12 protein-coding genes, 9 tRNA genes and 5 rRNA genes are annotated in these 20,955 nt (G+C 41.7%); all 26 read right to left on the reverse strand.

The features are described from left to right. Positions 1 to 253: 253 nt before the first annotated feature. Positions 254 to 330 (reverse strand) — tRNA-Ile (locus tag C7J90_RS02080). 100 nt (positions 331 to 430) lie between these two features. Continuing rightward, positions 431 to 1,981, reverse strand: a 16S ribosomal RNA gene (locus C7J90_RS02085). Positions 1,982 to 2,211: 230 nt separating this feature from the next. Further along, a 5S ribosomal RNA gene (gene rrf / locus C7J90_RS02090) occupies positions 2,212 to 2,326 on the reverse strand. A gap of 71 nt (positions 2,327 to 2,397) precedes the next feature. Further along, a 23S ribosomal RNA gene (locus C7J90_RS02095) occupies positions 2,398 to 5,319 on the reverse strand. Between the two features lie 392 nt (positions 5,320 to 5,711). Further along, positions 5,712 to 7,262: ribosomal RNA gene (locus tag C7J90_RS02100) — 16S ribosomal RNA — on the reverse strand. A 125-nt stretch (positions 7,263 to 7,387) separates the two neighbouring features. Then, positions 7,388 to 7,463: transfer RNA gene (locus tag C7J90_RS02105), tRNA-Ala, on the reverse strand. Positions 7,464 to 7,475: 12 nt separating this feature from the next. After that, positions 7,476 to 7,549 (reverse strand) — tRNA-Pro (locus C7J90_RS02110). An 11-nt stretch (positions 7,550 to 7,560) separates the two neighbouring features. Next, positions 7,561 to 7,634 (reverse strand) — tRNA-Arg (locus C7J90_RS02115). 15 nt (positions 7,635 to 7,649) lie between these two features. Then, positions 7,650 to 7,738 (reverse strand) — tRNA-Leu (locus C7J90_RS02120). 5 nt (positions 7,739 to 7,743) lie between these two features. After that, positions 7,744 to 7,818: transfer RNA gene (locus C7J90_RS02125), tRNA-Gly, on the reverse strand. Positions 7,819 to 7,836: 18 nt separating this feature from the next. Next, positions 7,837 to 7,909 (reverse strand) — tRNA-Lys (locus tag C7J90_RS02130). A gap of 4 nt (positions 7,910 to 7,913) precedes the next feature. Then, a tRNA-Thr gene (locus tag C7J90_RS02135) sits at positions 7,914 to 7,989 on the reverse strand. A 3-nt stretch (positions 7,990 to 7,992) separates the two neighbouring features. Further along, positions 7,993 to 8,068, reverse strand: a tRNA-Val gene (locus C7J90_RS02140). A 34-nt stretch (positions 8,069 to 8,102) separates the two neighbouring features. Then, a 5S ribosomal RNA gene (rrf, locus tag C7J90_RS02145) occupies positions 8,103 to 8,217 on the reverse strand. The 16S, 23S and 5S rRNA genes sit together here with 9 tRNA genes alongside, the layout of an rRNA operon. A 457-nt stretch (positions 8,218 to 8,674) precedes the next feature. Continuing rightward, entirely contained in the window at positions 8,675 to 10,162 is a 1,488-nt protein-coding gene (gene lysS / locus C7J90_RS02150) for a lysine--tRNA ligase (RefSeq protein ID WP_103207783.1), read from the reverse strand. A gap of 21 nt (positions 10,163 to 10,183) precedes the next feature. Continuing rightward, positions 10,184 to 11,179 carry a tRNA dihydrouridine synthase DusB gene (gene dusB / locus C7J90_RS02155; RefSeq protein ID WP_103207781.1) on the reverse strand — a complete coding sequence of 332 codons (996 nt, stop codon included), beginning with the start codon at positions 11,177 to 11,179 and terminating at the stop codon, positions 10,184 to 10,186. Between the two features lie 49 nt (positions 11,180 to 11,228). Next, positions 11,229 to 11,705 carry a 2-amino-4-hydroxy-6-hydroxymethyldihydropteridine diphosphokinase gene (folK, locus tag C7J90_RS02160; protein ID WP_103207779.1) on the reverse strand — a complete coding sequence of 159 codons (477 nt, stop codon included), beginning with the start codon at positions 11,703 to 11,705 and terminating at the stop codon, positions 11,229 to 11,231. Then, entirely contained in the window at positions 11,705 to 12,070 is a 366-nt protein-coding gene (gene folB / locus C7J90_RS02165; RefSeq protein WP_103207778.1) for a dihydroneopterin aldolase, read from the reverse strand. Before folB ends, folK begins: the two co-directional genes overlap by 1 nt. Continuing rightward, on the reverse strand, positions 12,060 to 12,851 hold the full coding sequence (gene folP, locus C7J90_RS02170; protein WP_103207776.1) for a dihydropteroate synthase: 792 nt from the start codon (positions 12,849 to 12,851) through the stop codon (positions 12,060 to 12,062). The genes folB and folP overlap by 11 nt, the downstream gene beginning before the upstream one ends. A gap of 352 nt (positions 12,852 to 13,203) precedes the next feature. After that, complete coding sequence (gene cysK / locus C7J90_RS02175) at positions 13,204 to 14,133, reverse strand: cysteine synthase A (RefSeq protein WP_103207774.1); 930 nt, start codon at positions 14,131 to 14,133, stop codon at positions 13,204 to 13,206. Positions 14,134 to 14,305: 172 nt separating this feature from the next. After that, entirely contained in the window at positions 14,306 to 15,187 is an 882-nt protein-coding gene (gene hslO / locus C7J90_RS02180; RefSeq protein WP_103207772.1) for an Hsp33 family molecular chaperone HslO, read from the reverse strand. A 739-nt stretch (positions 15,188 to 15,926) separates the two neighbouring features. Beyond that, entirely contained in the window at positions 15,927 to 18,014 is a 2,088-nt protein-coding gene (gene ftsH, locus C7J90_RS02185; protein ID WP_103207770.1) for an ATP-dependent zinc metalloprotease FtsH, read from the reverse strand. 117 nt (positions 18,015 to 18,131) lie between these two features. Further along, complete coding sequence (gene hpt / locus C7J90_RS02190; protein WP_103207768.1) at positions 18,132 to 18,671, reverse strand: hypoxanthine phosphoribosyltransferase; 540 nt, start codon at positions 18,669 to 18,671, stop codon at positions 18,132 to 18,134. Beyond that, entirely contained in the window at positions 18,661 to 19,953 is a 1,293-nt protein-coding gene (tilS, locus tag C7J90_RS02195) for a tRNA lysidine(34) synthetase TilS (RefSeq protein ID WP_103207767.1), read from the reverse strand. Before tilS ends, hpt begins: the two co-directional genes overlap by 11 nt. Before the next feature lie 74 nt (positions 19,954 to 20,027). After that, on the reverse strand, positions 20,028 to 20,405 hold the full coding sequence (locus C7J90_RS02200) for a S1 domain-containing RNA-binding protein (RefSeq protein WP_103207765.1): 378 nt from the start codon (positions 20,403 to 20,405) through the stop codon (positions 20,028 to 20,030). Positions 20,406 to 20,554: 149 nt separating this feature from the next. Further along, on the reverse strand, positions 20,555 to 20,947 hold the full coding sequence (locus C7J90_RS02205; protein WP_103207764.1) for an FtsB family cell division protein: 393 nt from the start codon (positions 20,945 to 20,947) through the stop codon (positions 20,555 to 20,557). Between the last annotated feature and the right edge of the window lie 8 nt (positions 20,948 to 20,955).

The following is a 20,955-nucleotide window of genomic DNA, read 5'->3' on the forward strand; positions in this document are numbered from 1 at the left end:
GCTCATTTACAAAACGTAAACTTCGCTGCACTCATCAAGAAATTCGCTGACTGACAAACGCTTTCATCACGTCAACGACGCAATCACATTTGTCTTATCAATGCTTTCACACTTATCATCACCAGTTATTAATTATGTGAGTCGTCTGTTGACGACTAGCGATAATTGTTTGTTTCAAGCTTTTCGCTTGTTACTCGGTTTTGCTTGGTAAAATCTATTACTTACTTATCTAGTTTTCAATGTACAATTTAAATGGTGGGCCTAAGTGGACTCGAACCACCGACCTCACGCTTATCAGGCGTGCGCTCTAACCAGCTGAGCTATAGGCCCATTTTTATAAACACTCAATGAATGAGCATTCAAAACTGAATACAATATGTCACGTTAATCCGTCTATCACCTATGGTGATATTCCGTATATTATCCTTAGAAAGGAGGTGATCCAGCCGCACCTTCCGATACGGCTACCTTGTTACGACTTCACCCCAATCATTTGTCCCACCTTCGACGGCTAGCTCCAAATGGTTACTCCACCGGCTTCGGGTGTTACAAACTCTCGTGGTGTGACGGGCGGTGTGTACAAGACCCGGGAACGTATTCACCGTAGCATGCTGATCTACGATTACTAGCGATTCCAGCTTCATGTAGTCGAGTTGCAGACTACAATCCGAACTGAGAACAACTTTATGGGATTGGCTTGACCTCACGGTTTCGCTGCCCTTTGTATTGTCCATTGTAGCACGTGTGTAGCCCAAATCATAAGGGGCATGATGATTTGACGTCATCCCCACCTTCCTCCGGTTTGTCACCGGCAGTCAGCCTAGAGTGCCCAACTTAATGATGGCAACTAAGCTTAAGGGTTGCGCTCGTTGCGGGACTTAACCCAACATCTCACGACACGAGCTGACGACAACCATGCACCACCTGTCACTTTGTCCTCCGAAGAGGAAAACTCTATCTCTAGAGCGGTCAAAGGATGTCAAGATTTGGTAAGGTTCTTCGCGTTGCTTCGAATTAAACCACATGCTCCACCGCTTGTGCGGGTCCCCGTCAATTCCTTTGAGTTTCAGTCTTGCGACCGTACTCCCCAGGCGGAGTGCTTAATGCGTTAGCTGCAGCACTAAGGGGCGGAAACCCCCTAACACTTAGCACTCATCGTTTACGGCGTGGACTACCAGGGTATCTAATCCTGTTTGATCCCCACGCTTTCGCACATCAGCGTCAGTTGCAGACCAGAAAGCCGCCTTCGCCACTGGTGTTCCTCCATATCTCTGCGCATTTCACCGCTACACATGGAATTCCACTTTCCTCTTCTGCACTCAAGTTTTCCAGTTTCCAATGACCCTCCACGGTTGAGCCGTGGGCTTTCACATCAGACTTAAAAAACCGCCTACGCGCGCTTTACGCCCAATAATTCCGGATAACGCTTGCCACCTACGTATTACCGCGGCTGCTGGCACGTAGTTAGCCGTGGCTTTCTGGTTAGGTACCGTCAAGATGTGCACAGTTACTTACACATTTGTTCTTCCCTAACAACAGAGCTTTACGATCCGAAGACCTTCATCACTCACGCGGCGTTGCTCCGTCAGACTTTCGTCCATTGCGGAAGATTCCCTACTGCTGCCTCCCGTAGGAGTCTGGACCGTGTCTCAGTTCCAGTGTGGCCGATCACCCTCTCAGGTCGGCTACGCATCGTCGCCTTGGTGAGCCGTTACCTCACCAACTAGCTAATGCGGCGCGGGTCCATCTATAAGTGACAGCAAAACCGTCTTTCACTGTTGAACCATGCGGTTCAACATGTTATCCGGCATTAGCCCCGGTTTCCCGGAGTTATTCCAGTCTTATAGGTAGGTTACCCACGTGTTACTCACCCGTCCGCCGCTAACGTCAAAGGAGCAAGCTCCTCTTCAGTTCGCTCGACTTGCATGTATTAGGCACGCCGCCAGCGTTCATCCTGAGCCAGGATCAAACTCTCCATATTAGAGTAAGCTTGATATAGCTCTTTGATTGTTTAAGTCAATCATTCTATCAGTACGTTAGTACTGTGTTTTATCGGAATTAACGTTGACATATTGTCATTCAGTTTTCAATGTTCATGTCATTTCTTTTTGACTCGACAAGAATTAATTATATATAATTCTTTTTTAAAAGTCAACACTTTTATTTTGTTTTTTCAAAGAAAAAATGACCTAATGGTCATCATAAAAGCTTACCTGGCACCGTCCTACTCTTGCGGAACGTAAGTCCGACTACCATCGGCGCTAAAGAGCTTAACTTCTGTGTTCGGCATGGGAACAGGTGTGACCTCTTTGCCATTGGCACCAGATAAACATTTGAATGCTTATACATTCAAAACTAGATAGTAAGTAACATCTCACAAGCAAACCTTGTTTGAATTTGATTAAGTCTTCGATCGATTAGTATTCGTCAGCTCCACGTATCGCTACGCTTCCACCTCGAACCTATTTACCTCATCATCTTTGAGGGATCTTATAACCGAAGTTGGGAAATCTCATCTCGAGGGGGGCTTCATGCTTAGATGCTTTCAGCACTTATCCCGTCCATACATAGCTACCCAGCTATGCCGTTGGCACGACAACTGGTACACCAGAGGTATGTCCATCCCGGTCCTCTCGTACTAAGGACAGCTCCTCTCAAATTTCCTACGCCCACGACGGATAGGGACCGAACTGTCTCACGACGTTCTGAACCCAGCTCGCGTACCGCTTTAATGGGCGAACAGCCCAACCCTTGGGACCGACTACAGCCCCAGGATGCGATGAGCCGACATCGAGGTGCCAAACCTCCCCGTCGATGTGAACTCTTGGGGGAGATAAGCCTGTTATCCCCGGGGTAGCTTTTATCCGTTGAGCGATGGCCCTTCCATGCGGAACCACCGGATCACTAAGTCCGTCTTTCGACCCTGCTCGACTTGTAGGTCTCGCAGTCAAGCTCCCTTATGCCTTTACACTCTATGAATGATTTCCAACCATTCTGAGGGAACCTTTGAGCGCCTCCGTTACACTTTAGGAGGCGACCGCCCCAGTCAAACTGCCCGCCTGACACTGTCTTCCAGCACGATAAGTGCTGCGAGTTAGAAATCCAATACAATTAGGGTAGTATCCCACCAATGCCTCCACGTAAGCTAGCGCTCACGCTTCAATGGCTCCTACCTATCCTGTACAAACTGTACCGAATTTCAATATCAGGCTACAGTAAAGCTCCACGGGGTCTTTCCGTCCTGTCGCGGGTAACCGGCATCTTCACCGGTACTATGATTTCACCGAGTCTCTCGTTGAGACAGTGCCCAAATCGTTACGCCTTTCGTGCGGGTCGGAACTTACCCGACAAGGAATTTCGCTACCTTAGGACCGTTATAGTTACGGCCGCCGTTTACTGGGGCTTCGATTCGTAGCTTCGCTGAAGCTAACCACTCCTCTTAACCTTCCAGCACCGGGCAGGCGTCAGCCCCTATACGTCACCTTACGGTTTAGCAGAGACCTGTGTTTTTGATAAACAGTCGCTTGGGCCTATTCACTGCGGCTCTTCAGAGCGTGAACCCTAAAGAGCACCCCTTCTCCCGAAGTTACGGGGTCATTTTGCCGAGTTCCTTAACGAGAGTTCGCTCGCTCACCTTAGAATTCTCATCTTGACTACCTGTGTCGGTTTGCGGTACGGGCACCAACTTTCTAGCTAGAGGCTTTTCTCGGCAGTGTGAAATCAACGACTCGAGGAAACAATTTCCTCTTCCCATCACAGCTTGACCTTTTGAGTGCCGGATTTGCCTAACACTCAGTCTCACTGCTTGGACGTGCACTCCAACAGCACGCTTCGCCTATCCTACTGCGTCCCCCCATCGCTTAAAACGATTGTTGGTGGTACAGGAATATCAACCTGTTATCCATCGCCTACGCCTGTCGGCCTCAGCTTAGGACCCGACTAACCCAGAGCGGACGAGCCTTCCTCTGGAAACCTTAGTCAATCGGTGGACGGGATTCTCACCCGTCTTTCGCTACTCACACCGGCATTCTCACTTCTAAGCGCTCCACATGTCCTTGCGATCATGCTTCAACGCCCTTAGAACGCTCTCCTACCATTGTCCAAAGGACAATCCACAGCTTCGGTAATATGTTTAGCCCCGGTACATTTTCGGCGCAGTGTCACTCGACTAGTGAGCTATTACGCACTCTTTAAATGATGGCTGCTTCTAAGCCAACATCCTAGTTGTCTGGGCAACGCCACATCCTTTTCCACTTAACATATATTTTGGGACCTTAGCTGGTGGTCTGGGCTGTTTCCCTTTCGAACATGGACCTTATCACCCACGTTCTGACTCCCAAGTTAAATTATTTGGCATTCGGAGTTTGTCTGAATTCGGTAACCCGAGAGGGGCCCCTCGTCCAAACAGTGCTCTACCTCCAATAATCATCACTTGAGGCTAGCCCTAAAGCTATTTCGGAGAGAACCAGCTATCTCCAAGTTCGATTGGAATTTCTCCGCTACCCTCAGTTCATCCGCTCACTTTTCAACGTAAGTCGGTTCGGTCCTCCATTCAGTGTTACCTGAACTTCAACCTGACCAAGGGTAGATCACCTGGTTTCGGGTCTACGACCAAATACTCATTCGCCCTATTCAGACTCGCTTTCGCTACGGCTCCACATTTCCTGCTTAACCTTGCATCAGATCGTAACTCGCCGGTTCATTCTACAAAAGGCACGCCATCACCCCTTAACGGGCTCTGACTACTTGTAAGCACACGGTTTCAAGTTCTCTTTCACTCCCCTTCCGGGGTACTTTTCACCTTTCCCTCACGGTACTGGTTCACTATCGGTCACTAGAGAGTATTTAGCCTTAGGAGATGGTCCTCCCAGATTCCGACGGAATTTCACGTGCTCCGTCGTACTCAGGATCCACTCAAGAGAGAATCAGTTTTCGACTACAGGATTATTACCTTCTCTGATTAACCTTTCCAGGTTATTCGTCTAACTCATTCTTTTGTAACTCCATAAGAGTGTCCTACAACCCCAACAAGCAAGCTTGTTGGTTTGGGCTCTTCCCGTTTCGCTCGCCGCTACTCAGGGAATCGATTTTTCTTTCTCTTCCTCCGGGTACTAAGATGTTTCAGTTCTCCGGGTCTACCTTCTCACATGCTATGTATTCACATGCGGATAACACGACATAACTCGTGCTGGGTTCCCCCATTCGGAAATCTCTGGATCAAAGCTTACTTACAGCTCCCCAAAGCATATCGTCGTTAGTAACGTCCTTCATCGGCTTCTAGTGCCAAGGCATCCACCGTGCGCCCTTAATAACTTAATCTAGACGTGCTAATAAGCGCTCGCATTCTATCTCATTTCTTTCTTCGCTTGCTCATTTACAAAACGTAATCTTCGCTGCACTCATCAAGAAATTCTCTGACTGACAAACGCTTTCATCACGTCAATGACGCAATCACATTTGTCTTGTCAATGCTTTCACACTTATCATCACCAGTTATTAATTATGTGAGTCGTCTGTTGACGACTAGCGATAATTGTTTGTTTCAAGCTTTTCGCTTGTTACTCGGTTTTGCTTGGTAAAATCTATTACTTACTTATCTAGTTTTCAATGTACAATGTTGAATCCTCAATGAATGAGCATTCAAAACTGAATACAATATGTCACGTTAATCCGTCTATCACCTATGGTGATATTCCGTATATTATCCTTAGAAAGGAGGTGATCCAGCCGCACCTTCCGATACGGCTACCTTGTTACGACTTCACCCCAATCATTTGTCCCACCTTCGACGGCTAGCTCCAAATGGTTACTCCACCGGCTTCGGGTGTTACAAACTCTCGTGGTGTGACGGGCGGTGTGTACAAGACCCGGGAACGTATTCACCGTAGCATGCTGATCTACGATTACTAGCGATTCCAGCTTCATGTAGTCGAGTTGCAGACTACAATCCGAACTGAGAACAACTTTATGGGATTGGCTTGACCTCACGGTTTCGCTGCCCTTTGTATTGTCCATTGTAGCACGTGTGTAGCCCAAATCATAAGGGGCATGATGATTTGACGTCATCCCCACCTTCCTCCGGTTTGTCACCGGCAGTCAGCCTAGAGTGCCCAACTTAATGATGGCAACTAAGCTTAAGGGTTGCGCTCGTTGCGGGACTTAACCCAACATCTCACGACACGAGCTGACGACAACCATGCACCACCTGTCACTTTGTCCTCCGAAGAGGAAAACTCTATCTCTAGAGCGGTCAAAGGATGTCAAGATTTGGTAAGGTTCTTCGCGTTGCTTCGAATTAAACCACATGCTCCACCGCTTGTGCGGGTCCCCGTCAATTCCTTTGAGTTTCAGTCTTGCGACCGTACTCCCCAGGCGGAGTGCTTAATGCGTTAGCTGCAGCACTAAGGGGCGGAAACCCCCTAACACTTAGCACTCATCGTTTACGGCGTGGACTACCAGGGTATCTAATCCTGTTTGATCCCCACGCTTTCGCACATCAGCGTCAGTTGCAGACCAGAAAGCCGCCTTCGCCACTGGTGTTCCTCCATATCTCTGCGCATTTCACCGCTACACATGGAATTCCACTTTCCTCTTCTGCACTCAAGTTTTCCAGTTTCCAATGACCCTCCACGGTTGAGCCGTGGGCTTTCACATCAGACTTAAAAAACCGCCTACGCGCGCTTTACGCCCAATAATTCCGGATAACGCTTGCCACCTACGTATTACCGCGGCTGCTGGCACGTAGTTAGCCGTGGCTTTCTGGTTAGGTACCGTCAAGATGTGCACAGTTACTTACACATTTGTTCTTCCCTAACAACAGAGCTTTACGATCCGAAGACCTTCATCACTCACGCGGCGTTGCTCCGTCAGACTTTCGTCCATTGCGGAAGATTCCCTACTGCTGCCTCCCGTAGGAGTCTGGACCGTGTCTCAGTTCCAGTGTGGCCGATCACCCTCTCAGGTCGGCTACGCATCGTCGCCTTGGTGAGCCGTTACCTCACCAACTAGCTAATGCGGCGCGGGTCCATCTATAAGTGACAGCAAAACCGTCTTTCACTGTTGAACCATGCGGTTCAACATGTTATCCGGCATTAGCCCCGGTTTCCCGGAGTTATTCCAGTCTTATAGGTAGGTTACCCACGTGTTACTCACCCGTCCGCCGCTAACGTCAAAGGAGCAAGCTCCTCTTCAGTTCGCTCGACTTGCATGTATTAGGCACGCCGCCAGCGTTCATCCTGAGCCAGGATCAAACTCTCCATATTAGAGTAAGCTTGATATAGCTCTTTGATTGTTTAAGTCAATCACTCTATCAGTACGTTAGTACTATGTTTTATCGGAATTAACGTTGACATATTGTCATTCAGTTTTCAATGTTCATTAATTAAAATGGTGGAGACTAGCGGGATCGAACCGCTGACCTCCTGCGTGCAAAGCAGGCGCTCTCCCAGCTGAGCTAAGCCCCCATTTTTAAAGAGTCGGGAAGACAGGATTCGAACCTGCGACCCCTTGGTCCCAAACCAAGTGCTCTACCAAGCTGAGCTACTTCCCGTATTTATTAAGCGCGCCCGATAGGAGTCGAACCCATAGCCTTTTGATCCGTAGTCAAACGCTCTATCCAGTTGAGCTACGGGCGCATATTTTAATGATAATGGTGCCGAGGACCGGAATCGAACCGGTACGGTGATCTCTCACCGCAGGATTTTAAGTCCTGTGCGTCTGCCAGTTCCGCCACCCCGGCATTAATGGAGCAGAAGACGGGATTCGAACCCGCGACCCCGACCTTGGCAAGGTCGTATTCTACCGCTGAACTACTTCTGCTTATATCACCGAAAGTAATGAGCCATAGAGGATTCGAACCTCTGACCCTCTGATTAAAAGTCAGATGCTCTACCAACTGAGCTAATGGCTCAAAATGGTGCCGGCCAGAGGACTTGAACCCCCAACCTACTGATTACAAGTCAGTTGCTCTACCAGTTGAGCTAGGCCGGCAAATGGTGGAGAATGACGGGTTCGAACCGCCGACCCTCTGCTTGTAAGGCAGATGCTCTCCCAGCTGAGCTAATTCTCCGATATATTTATATTTAATATATATGATACATTTCGCCTGGCAACGTCCTACTCTTGCGGAACGTAAGTCCGACTACCATCGGCGCTAAAGAGCTTAACTTCTGTGTTCGGCATGGGAACAGGTGTGACCTCTTTGCTATAGCCACCAGACAATGATTCGCAGCATTTTTTGCTACCTTAATATAATACATCGCTTATAACTTGATTTCAATAGTTAATTTTACACTTTTGAAAGTTATTTTTTAAAAATTTAATAACAATTTTTAAAAGTGACGACCCTTAATATATTACACGATATCGTTCGTCATGTCAACAAAAACTTTAAAGCATTTATTTCAAATATAAACTTAAATCAATCGTTTAAGTTCACGCTCATATCGTACTTGAAATATTGTAAATCTTAATCGCAAAAATAGCAAGTCTTTTTTTACAAAAAATCATTTTCTTTAATTATAATCAACAAACGATATTTGTTTTTATCTTTCCTTAAATAAAATCATTAATTCACCTTTAAGTTTTACTTGTCAAATGTGTAAAAAAGAGCTAGGGCTTCTATCAAAACAAGCCCTAGCTCTTTGACTTATGCACTGTTTTATGTTTCCTGCGATTATTTTTGGCGCATATAAGGGAATAAGAGTACATCTCGAATTGACGGTGAGTTTGTTAATAACATAACAAGACGATCAATACCGATACCTAATCCACCTGTTGGAGGCATACCATATTCTAGTGCTTCAATGAAATCTTCATCCATTTCATGTGCCTCATCATTGCCTTGTTCTTTTTCAACTAGTTGTGCTTCAAATCGCTCACGTTGATCAATTGGGTCGTTAAGTTCAGTAAAAGCATTAGCATGTTCTCGACCAACGATAAAGAGCTCAAATCGATCAGTAAAGCGCGGATCTTTAGGGTTTTTCTTTGCTAATGGTGATATTTCAATTGGATGACCATATATAAATGTAGGTTGAATTAATGTTTCTTCTACTTTTTGCTCAAAAAATTCATTCAAAATATGACCATACTTCATATTTTTATCGACTTCAATACCATGTTCTTTTGCAAGAGCATGTGCTTCTTCATCAGATTGTACTTGGAAGAAATCAACACCTGTTGCTTCTTTGACAGCGTCTACGATATGTAAACGACGCCATTTCGGTTCTAAATTAATTTCTTGATCACCGTATTGCACAGTTGTAGTTCCTAAAACTTTACGTGCTACATGTGCAACTAACGATTCTGTTAAATTCATAATGTCTTCATAGTCTGCATATGCTTCATATAATTCAATCATCGTAAATTCAGGGTTGTGGCGTGTCGATACACCTTCATTACGGAATACACGACCGATTTCATATACTTTTTCTAATCCGCCTACAATTAAACGTTTAAGGTGTAATTCAATAGCGATACGCATATAGAGTGTTGCATCTAATGCATTATGGTGTGTCACAAATGGACGTGCAGCAGCACCACCAGCAATTTGATGCATCATTGGCGTCTCAACTTCTAAAAAGCCTTGTTCGTTTAAATATTGACGCATCTCTTGTAAGATGCGGCTACGGTTAATAAATGTTTCTGCGCTTTCTTCATTCGTAATTAGATCAAGGTATCTTTGACGATAACGTTGCTCTATATCTTGTAAGCCATGGTGTTTATCCGGTAAAGGGCGCAATGCTTTTGAAAGTAGTTTGAATGATTTCGCTTTAACAGATAACTCACCTGTATTGGTCTTAAACATAACACCTTCAATACCTACAATGTCACCTAAGTCTGCACTTTTCCAAATATCAAATTGTTCTTCTCCGACTTGATCTTTTCTTACATAAATTTGAATTTGCCCTGAAAGGTCTTTGATATGCGCAAATCCTGCTTTACCTTTTCCTCTTTTAGTCATCAAACGACCTGCAATGACAGTTTGACTTTCCCCTTCTTGCTCTGAAAGCTCTTCTTTTGAAAATTGATCCCAATCAATTTTTAAGGTCGCCGCATTGCTTGTACGTTCAAACTTCTCACCAAATGGATCGATACCTAAATCGTATAATTCTTGTAGTTTTTGACGACGCACCTGCATCTGGTCATTCATTTCTTCTGTCATGCTCTAAACGCTCCTTTATATTTAAGCTTCTACTTTTTGATTTTTTTCGAGTATTTCATCACGGAATTGCGTTAAAATCTGAATCATTTCCGCTTCTGTTTCGGATTGATTTAACGCTTTTCTCGCTTTACCGTTTCCACGGACGCCTTTCAAGTACCATGATGCATGTTTGCGCATTTCCATTACGCCTACTTTTTCACCTTTCAACTCGACTAGACGACGTAAATGTAATAATGCGATATCTATCTTCTCATCCACGCCTGGTTCTTCTATCAGTTCGCCCGTTTCTAGGTAATGGACAGTTCTATAAATCATCCAAGGATTTCCTAATGCCTCACGCCCGATCATGACAGCATCTACGCCTGTTTCTTCTAACATTTTTTCAGCGAGTTCTGGACTTGTGACATCTCCATTACCAATAACCGGAATATTCACCGCTTCTTTGACTTGACGTATGATATCCCAATCCGCCTTGCCTTCATACATCTGAACACGCGTACGGCCATGTAGAGATATCGCTGCTGCACCTGCGCGTTCTGCTGCTTTCGCATTTTCTACTGCATAAATATGATCTTCATCCCAACCGATGCGCATCTTACAAGTCACAGGCTTACTTACACGTTCAGTAACTGCAGATACCATCTCATAAATTTTATTCGGATCAAGCAACCAGCGCGCACCTGCTTCACAGCGAATAATTTTGGATACAGGGCACCCCATATTGATATCAATAATATCAGCAGTTGTGTTCTGATCTACATACTCTGCTGCTTCAACAAGCGTTTCTTTTTCTCCACCGAATATTTGTAGCGATAGTGGGCGCTCGTTTTCATCTATATACAACATTTTCATTGTTTTAGGGTTATTAAATAAAATGGCTTTGTCACTCACCATTTCTGCACATACTAAACCTGCACCGAACTCTTTGACCGTGAGCCTAAACGCTGAGTTGCATACCCCTGCCATAGGTGCTAAAACAACTCTATTCTCTATTTCAACGTCTCCAATTTTCCACATATTGTGGTTCCTCCAATCAAGCTATATCATATCTTAACAATGTATGGCATCATTTATACTTTACTACAGAATCATCAGGCTGTACTAATGTACGAATCAATTTGTTTGAGCGTGGTTCTATCACATCTGATGCAATGTCGTTTAAAGGTATCATAACAAAAGCACGCTCAGACATGCGAGGGTGAGGGATTGACAAGTGCTCATCTTCAATAATCGACTTGCCATATAACAAAATATCGATATCTATTGTCCTCGGCCCCCACCTTTCTTTCCGAACACGGTGCAAACGCGTTTCAATTTCTAAACACGCTTGAAGCAATTGAAATGGTGGTAGGTTGGTTTCAATAGATACACATAAGTTCAAAAAATCAGGTTGATCTACATATCCGACAGGTTTTGTTTCATATATTGGTGAGACACGCTTAACCCTAATGCCTGGTGTCATGTTCAATTGTTCTATAGCTAATTGAAGTTGTGTTTCACGTTCGCCTATATTACTCCCTAAACTTAGATATGCATCTACCATTATGATTTCACCCTTACGATTTCAACACCAACACCGTTGTAATATCCAGGTATCGGTGGATTTTTCTTAGTAATTCTGACTTTCGTTTCCATTACACGATTATAGTGTGAATTTATACGATTTGCAATACGTTCAGCCAGATGTTCTAATAAATTTACAGGTTGATCTAGCATAATCGCTTGGATATCTTCATAGACTTCACCGTAGTGCACTGTATCTTCAACACGATCAGAATGACCTGCTTTTTGTAAATCTACTTTCATTTCAACATCAACAATAAAAATCTGGCCTATTTCATTTTCAGCTGATAATGCACCATGATAAGCGTAAAATTCTAATCCTTCTAAAAATATTTTATCTGTCATTTTCGTATCCTTTCAAACAATCCATCGCTTTTGCTAATCTCGCGTTCATCAGCACATTGTGCACACGTACACCTCGAACACCTTTCATGATACCATATGCAGTTGTTGCTGCAGTTGCTTCATCACGTTCATCAACACGAGAGTCCCCGCCTAATATTTCATTAATAAATCGCTTACGGCTTGTTGCAAGTAAAACTTTGTATTCCGTTGCAACCAATTCATCTAAGCGAGCCATCACTTCTTGTTCCTCTTTTCGAGATTTAGCAAATCCTATACCTGGATCAAGCCATATTTTATCATGTGAAATACCTGCTCGTTCCGCTCGATTAGCTTGCTTTAATAGCGTCACAATCATTTCGTCCATCACAGGTTGGTCGCGTTGCCCGTCACCATTATGCATAAGTACGATAGAAGCCCCATATTGTGCTGCGATATCAAATATTTTGGGATCATATAACCCTGCCCACTGATCATTAATTATCGAGGCACCCGCTTCAAGTGCTGCCTCTGCAACTTCACTTCGAAATGTATCAACTGAGATTTCTGCTTTAATTCCTTTTAACGCTTTAACAACCGGGATAACACGGCGCAACTCTTCCTCTATTGTCACCTCATCATGACCTGGACGCGTCGAAACACCACCAACATCTATGATATGCGCCCCTTCTTTAACCATTTCTTTAGCGCGTTTGACCGCTTGTTCTACACCGTTATATTGATTACCGTCAGAAAATGAATCGGGCGTTACATTTAAGATTCCCATAATTTGCGTTTGTTGCACTATCGGATCACCCTTTCTAATTAGATTCTATCACTCAATTATTGTGAATTGAACAGCCTTATTATAGCAAATTTTGACACTCAATTGATGTAGATAAGTTTATGTAAAAGTAAGATATAACTCAAAACAAGGCAACTTGCTTTATGAGACATAGACACACCATCAAAAAAACAACTGAGATATTCATCCAAAAGGGCAAATATCTCAGTTATCGGATTAGAACTATTCTTCTATTAAATCATTAAATCCATTTCAATCATTGTTATTTTCACTAGAGTTACATCGCTCGCTAAATACTGAGAGTCTGTGTTTGAACTCTAATTAAATCTTAATCATTTTATTGTCATCCTACTTATTCGAAATTGTAAAGTGGCGTTGATAAGTAACGTTCACCGTTACTTGGCAGTACTGTAACCACAGTCTTGCCTTTACCAAGTTCTTTTGCTTTTTGAATCGCTGCATAAATTGCTGCACCTGAAGAAATACCACCAAGTATTCCTTCTTCTTTAGCTACGCGACGTGATGTTTCCATTGCAGTTTCATTAGCCACTTTAATCACTTCACCATAAATTTCAGTGTTTAATGTATCTGGAACAAACCCAGCTCCTAAACCTTGTAATTTATGTGGGCCAGGCTCTCCACCACTTAATACTGGAGAAGCTTCTGGTTCAATCGCGACAATTTGAATATCAGGATATTTTGCTTTAAGCACTTTTCCTGCACCTGATAATGTACCACCAGTTCCTACACCTGCTACAAAGGCATCAATGGTTTTACCTTCAAATTGTTCAACGAGTTCAGGTCCTGTCGTTAATTCATGAACTCTAGGGTTGGCTAAGTTTTCAAATTGTTGTGGTTCAAAGTAACCGTGCTCTTCTTTTAATTCTTTTGCTTTTTTTATAGCACCTTTCATCGCTTCTGCACCTGGTGTTAATACGACTTCTGCACCATAAGCTTTTAATAAATTGCGACGTTCAATACTCATTGTTTCTGGCATTGTAAACACAGCTTTATAGCCTTTTGCCGCAGCTACGAATGCTAAACCGATACCTGTATTCCCACTTGTTGGTTCTACAATCGTGTCACCCGGTTTAATTTTACCGTCTTTTTCTGCTTGTTCAATCATCGCTAATGCAATACGGTCTTTAACAGAGCCAGCCGGGTTTTGATACTCTAATTTCACATAAATGTCAGCAGCATTCTCATCAGTTTGATGGCGCAACTTAACAACTGGAGTTTGTCCAATTAATTCAGTAATATTTTCTACAGGTTTTCTAACCATATTATCTAACCTCACTTTATTATTTTTTAAAACATAGTTACAAAATCGGATATAGTTTTAGTCTACCATTTTTCAGATAATTTCAAAAGTATAATTTTAATTATCTTGTACACTTTAAAGATTCTGTAGTTTATTTTATATTTCTAGTAACATTATATACTATATCCACCGACTATTTCATTTCTTCTAGCAGCGCTGTCAACTCAGCTTCTGTATACTGATACTTTGTACGACAAAAATGACATTCTGCTTCAGCACCATGGTCCACTTGAATCATATGCTCTATTTCCGCTTCTCCTAATCCTTTGATTGCATTCAAAAATTTATCATGTCCACAATGACATTCGAATGCAACAGGTACTGTTTCTAAAAACACGACATTTTCAGAACCTAAAATCGCTTCTAACATCTCTTCAGGAGTAAGCCCTTCATCTATCATTTGAGATACAGGTTTCATGGCTTGAATTGCAGCCTCAAGTTTATCAATGGTTTCATCTTTTGCACCAGGCATCACCTGAATGATAAAACCACCTGCTGCCTTAATTGAATTATCAGGATTAACAAGCACGCCCACACCTACTGATGAAGGGACTTGTTCGCTATTCGCAAAATAATACGTAAAATCTTCCCCTAATTCACCTGAAACAATAGGGCTATTTCCGGTATAATAATCGCGCATACCCACATCTTTAACCACATTAATCGCACCGCTCGTTCCCACTGCACGTCTGACATCTAATTTACCTTGTTCATTCAAAGGAAAATGGGTTTGTGGGTTAGTAACATAACCTCTCACCTTTCCTTTCGCATCAGCGTCAGCTATAATTTTGCCAATAGGTCCTCCACCTTCAACTGTCACCGTTAATTTTTGGTCACCTTTTAACATCGCTCCCATCATTACAGTAGCAGACATTGTACGTCCTAACGCCGCAGATGCTGTAGGCCATGTATAGTGCCTAGATTGTGCTTCTTGAATTGTATCTGTCGTCTTAGCACTGTACGCACGTATTTCCCCACCGAATGCAAGTGCTTTAACTATATAATCTTGCGTCATTCATTATCGCTCCTTCAAATTACCTATCTATCCATAATATAGTCTATGTTGCATTATCATAACCGCCTCATGACGATGAAACAACTAATATGACTTTAACTATGCATTCCTTCCACCCTCCATTTTAACAACATCAACTTATTTAATCATGCATTTAATGCATAAGGTTGTTGAGATTGCGCTTAGAGTTTGAGCATAACTCGAGCAATTCAAAAAATTGTTCCTCAAATTTTGAAGAATTGCGAAGTTATACCGAAAACTCTGCATGCGAAACACCGTCTATCACAAGGTTGTTGAGCAAGTGTTTAGGATTCAAGCAGAATGGAATGACGAGCAAAATTGTTCCCCAAATTTTGCCGAGCCATGACATTCTGTCGAGAATCCTACTTGCGAAACACCGTCTATCACTAGGTTGTTGAGATTGCGCTTTGACTTCGAGCAGAACCTAGCAGTGAACAAAATTGTTCCCCAAATTTTGTGAAACTGTGTAGTTCTGTTGAGAAGTCAGCAATCGAAACACCGTCTATCAAGGTTGTTGAGCGTGGAGGTTGGGACAAAAGTGCTCAGGATTCAAGCAGAATGGAATGACGAGCAAAATTGTTCCCCAAATTTTGCCGAGCCATGATATTCTGTCGAGAATCAATTGACTCCATTCATCTCGCCACACCTATCTTTTCTTAATGCAAAAAAGTACTACACATTCATATTTTAAATGTGTAGTACTTTACGATATTAATCATTATCGTTGTGAATCGTCCTTGCCTGGGCGATCAATATTCGGTTCACCTTCATAACCTGTCGTATCTTTATCTTCTGTTGACTGGTCATCTTTTTGAGATTCTGATGATGTTTCTTTATGACCCTCTTGATGTGCTCTTTCCGTTAACTCTTGTTGTTCACGTCGAATTTCATCATAAGATTTACCATATTTGCCTTCGCGGAATTCTTCATTCTCGTTTTGATCAACCACTTTAGCATCATCATAATTCACTACTGGTAGATGTCCTTCATGGAATAATGATTGAATTTGTTCCGCAACTAACGTTTCTTCAGTTAACAACGTTTCTGCAATCAAACGTAGCTGTGATTCATGTTCTAATAAAATTTGTTTACAACGCTCGTATTGTTCTTTGATGATACGTTGTACTTCTTTATCAATTTCAAAAGCAATTTGACCAGAGTATTGTGGCTCACCAGACATATCTTTACCTAAGAAGACTTGGCCACCACCGCCATGAGAAAACTGTAATGGACCTAGTTTTTTACTCATACCATATTCTGTAACCATTTCACGTGCGAGTTTAGTGGCACGTTCAAAGTCATTTGAAGCACCTGTAGACACTTCATTAAAGATAATATCTTCTGCTACTCGTCCACCTAAAAGACCACAAATCTTGTCTAACATTTCTGGCTCTGTCATTAAGAAACGGTCTTGTTTAGGTAACATCATCGCATAGCCGCCTGCTTGTCCGCGCGGTACGATTGTTACTTTGTGTACCACTTCCGCCTCATCAAGCACCATACCGATAACCGTATGTCCTGCCTCATGATGTGCAACAATATTTCGTTCTTTGTCCGAAATCACGCGAGACTTTTTGGCTGGACCTGCAATGACACGGTCTGTTGCCTCTTCAATGTCTCTCATATCAATTTTCTTCTTGTTACTACGTGCAGCAATAAGCGATGCTTCATTAAGTAAATTTTCTAAATCTGCACCAGAAAATCCTGGTGTACGTTGAGCGATTGCTTTTAAATCAACAGTTTCATCAAGTGGCTTGTTTTTCGCATGAACGTGTAAAATCGCTTCACGTCCTTTAACATCTGGACGTCCCACTTGAATTTGACGGTCAAAACGACCTGGGCGTAACAACGCTGGGTCTAAAATATCTGGACGGTTTGTTGCGGCAATCATAATGATACCTTCATTTTCACCAAATCCATCCATTTCGACAAGTAATTGGTTAAGCGTTTGTTCACGTTCATCGTGTCCTCCACCAACACCTGCACCACGTTGACGACCTACTGCATCAATCTCATCTATAAAAATGATACACGGCGCATTCTTTTTCGCATTTTCAAACAAGTCACGTACACGGCTTGCACCAACACCGACAAACATCTCAACGAAGTCAGAACCACTGATTGAGAAGAACGGCACACCCGCTTCCCCTGCTACAGCTCGTGCAATTAATGTTTTACCTGTTCCTGGAGGGCCTACTAATAAAACACCTTTAGGGATACGTGAACCCATTTGTTTAAATTTGTTATTATCTTTCAAGAAGTCTACAATTTCAATCAATTCTTGTTTTTCTTCATCTGCACCGGCAACATCAGAAAAACGTACACGACCTTTTTGACTATCGTACATTTTGGCTTTGGATTTACCAAAGTTCATCATACGACCGCCACCGCCGCCGCCTTGTGCTTGGCTTAAGAAGAACATGAAAAGTAGTGCTATGACTACAATCGGAATTAATGTTGATATAATACTTACAAATACACTTTGTCCTTCTTCTTCTTTAACCGTAAAGTCTAGTCCATCTTGGTTTTGCGCTGTTTCAGTTACTCGCTCTAATTCTTGATTATTATTAAACAGAATTGTTGAAGCGTAATCGTCATTGTTTTGTAACTTACCACTCACTTTATATACATTGTTCTCAGGTTGAATTTCAAGTGACTTTAACTCGCCACTCTCTAAGTTTTGCATAAATTGCTTATAAGTTAACTCTTTAGGTACATTTCCATTACCATTAATCCAAGAAAATAACCCAAATATAACAACGCCGATAATCGCTATAAACAGCACATTACGAAAAGCTTTCTGCATGCGTCGTTTCCTCCTACTTCAAATATAAAACTAATAAAAATTTTACCATAATATGATCGTTACTGGCTAGTAATTGACATCTATGAGATTTCACGCAATTCAATAAAAATAAAAATTTTATGAGTTATAGATTTCTGGCTTTAACGTTCCAATATATGGAAGGTTACGATATTTTTCACCGTAATCCAGACCGTAACCCACTACAAACTCATCCGGTATTTTTCGTCCTACATATTTAGCTTCAATGTCTGCTTTACGACGATTCGGTTTGTCTAAAAGCGTCACAATTTCTAACGATTTAACACGACGTGACTCTAAAAGCTCTGTAATCGATTTCAACGTTGTGCCTGTTTCAAGAATATCTTCAATAATTAAGACATCTTTATTTTCAATCGATGTACTTAAGTCTTTAAGAATCTGAACCTCTCCTGTTGATTCAGTGCCACCATGATAGCTTGATACATCCATAAAATCAATGGCTAAAGGGACGTCAATGCGTTTGATTAAATCAGTCATAAACAAAACGGACCCTTTCAAAATTCCTACACATAATAAGTCTCTACCTTGGTAATCTTGTGTGATTTGTTCACCTAATTGAATGCATAAGTCTTGGATGTCTTGCTCTGTTAGCACTATTGCCTTTAAATCATTTTTCATTTATGTCATCTCCCAAATATTGAATGTGAATTGTATTAGCATATCTATCTCGAATATACAAATGGCCTACCGCTAAAATACGATTACTCGCATCCACGACAATTGGCATTCGTTCTCTCAATAATGTAGGTACTTTAGCATCGATCATGAGTCGCGATACTTTTTTGTGATGTCCTGAATGTAATACCACACGGTCACCATTATATCGTGTGCGAATCCAAAATGCATCATTTGTCTCAAATAATTGTGGCATAATATGTATGCGATAATCACCAAAATCATACCATCCTGGCTTAGTTATATGAACTTTCTGAGTTGTAAATTCTCGTGCATCATTTGCCGTTAGGATTAATTTATCATAGACAATGTAGGCATGCCATTTGTTTGTGTGCATCAATGCGGTTTGAGCAACTTGACTATCTAATTTTTCGAACCAGTCATGATAGGCTTTTTCGGTGATTGATGTCACTTCATCAAATTGCGAAATACAATAATCCAGAATTTTCATTTTAACATGTATTAATTCTTGATTAAACTCATTTCTTGAAATGATGATTCGGTTTAAATCTTTTTTGACATGTTCATCGATAAATCGAAATGCTTGCTGACGTATCAATACCTGTGCCGAAACTTGCATATCATATAATTTTAACAGTTGCTCATTTTGTAATTGTGGATTTTTTGCAATGGTGGGTAGTATACGATTTCGAATGTCATTGCGCACGTAATCATTGCTTTGATTGCTTTCATCTTCATAATAAGGAACGTGATATTGAGATTGATAATCGCATATTTGTTGCTTAGTTGTATGAATCAGTGGCCGAATTAATTGATAACCCTTTCGCTTTTCATGATCATTCATCCCTAAAGGGCTTCTCGTACTCCTTCCAGTAAAAATACGATAAAAAATAGTTTCTAATTGATCATCTTGATGGTGTGCAGTGAGTAAACAATTGCCTTCTAAACGTGCCATCATAGCATCAAACCAAGCATATCGACGTTTTCTCGCTTCGTTTTGGATACTACGCCCCGCTATGACAACATCCTCTAAGTCAAGATGATGGATATAGATAGGGATGTGATGCGCTTGACAATAACGCTCTATAAATGCCGCTTCATGATCAGACGCTTCTCGCAAACCATGATGAACATGTACACATGACAATTGACGATACGTTTCTCGATAGTGATGTATCAATTGATGCAGTAAAACCATACTATCAATACCCGTTGAAACTGCAAGTACTAAATGATCCGTATTTTTCCAAACTGGCTTTATCATCCAAACACTCCTACACTAAAAAATAGAGGCTGAGATTCAAAGTTATCCTTCGTTTCTCAACCTCTTAACAGCTCTTAACGACGTGAACCTCTTCCGCCACGTCTTGATTCTGTTTGACGTTTAATAGAAGTAAGTTTATCTTCACTATCTTTTAAGAAATTAGATAGTTTCTTTTCGAAATCTTCCGGTTTTTGCGCCGGCTTTTGTTTTCGTGGGCGATCTTTTGCTTTTTTAATAGATAGACTAATTTTGCCATCATCTGCAATAGATAGCACTTTTACTTCCACTTCATCTCCTACTGATAGATGCTCTTCTACATTTTCTACATAGTTATCTGCTATCTCACTAATGTGAACTAGCCCACTTTTCCCCTCAGGTAATGACACAAATGCGCCAAACTTTTTGATCCCTGTGACTTTACCTGTTATCTTACTTCCTACTTCGATTGACATTTTTTTAATGCATCCTCCCGATTTTGTTCGATATTTAATTCTATTATACTTTTGTTTGACTATTTTCACAATGACTAAAATTAGAAACCTTTACTTGAATTGAATTTTACCATGCTCGCTTTTACCGATGTACTACTTTGTTATAAACTTTATTTGTTGTGCTGATCCTCTTTAGATTGTTTGCTGTCTTCAGGCAATTTAAAAATAATCTCACCGTCATTACTTAAATAGTATTCATCTCGTGCAATTTTCTCTATATATTCATCATTATTTAGGTTATTCAACTGTTCTTTAAGTTGAATCTCTTGATCTTGTAGTTTCTGATACTGTTCTTCTTTAGCCGAACGCTCAGAAGATGCTTCATGATTACTTTTAATCTGTACCAATAATAAAATTAAAAGCGTAACAATAATAGCTAAAAGCATACCTCCAAAAACAGAAATTCGTTTTTTAACAACTTTTTTTCGGAGCTCATGCCGCTTCTTCTTTTCATTCTTTTTAGATGTATACTGATTGCCGATATTTTGAATCTTGTCACTCATGCAGCATC

The sequence above is a fragment of the Staphylococcus felis genome (assembly GCF_003012915.1).
In the GTDB taxonomy this organism is placed as follows: domain Bacteria; phylum Bacillota; class Bacilli; order Staphylococcales; family Staphylococcaceae; genus Staphylococcus; species Staphylococcus felis.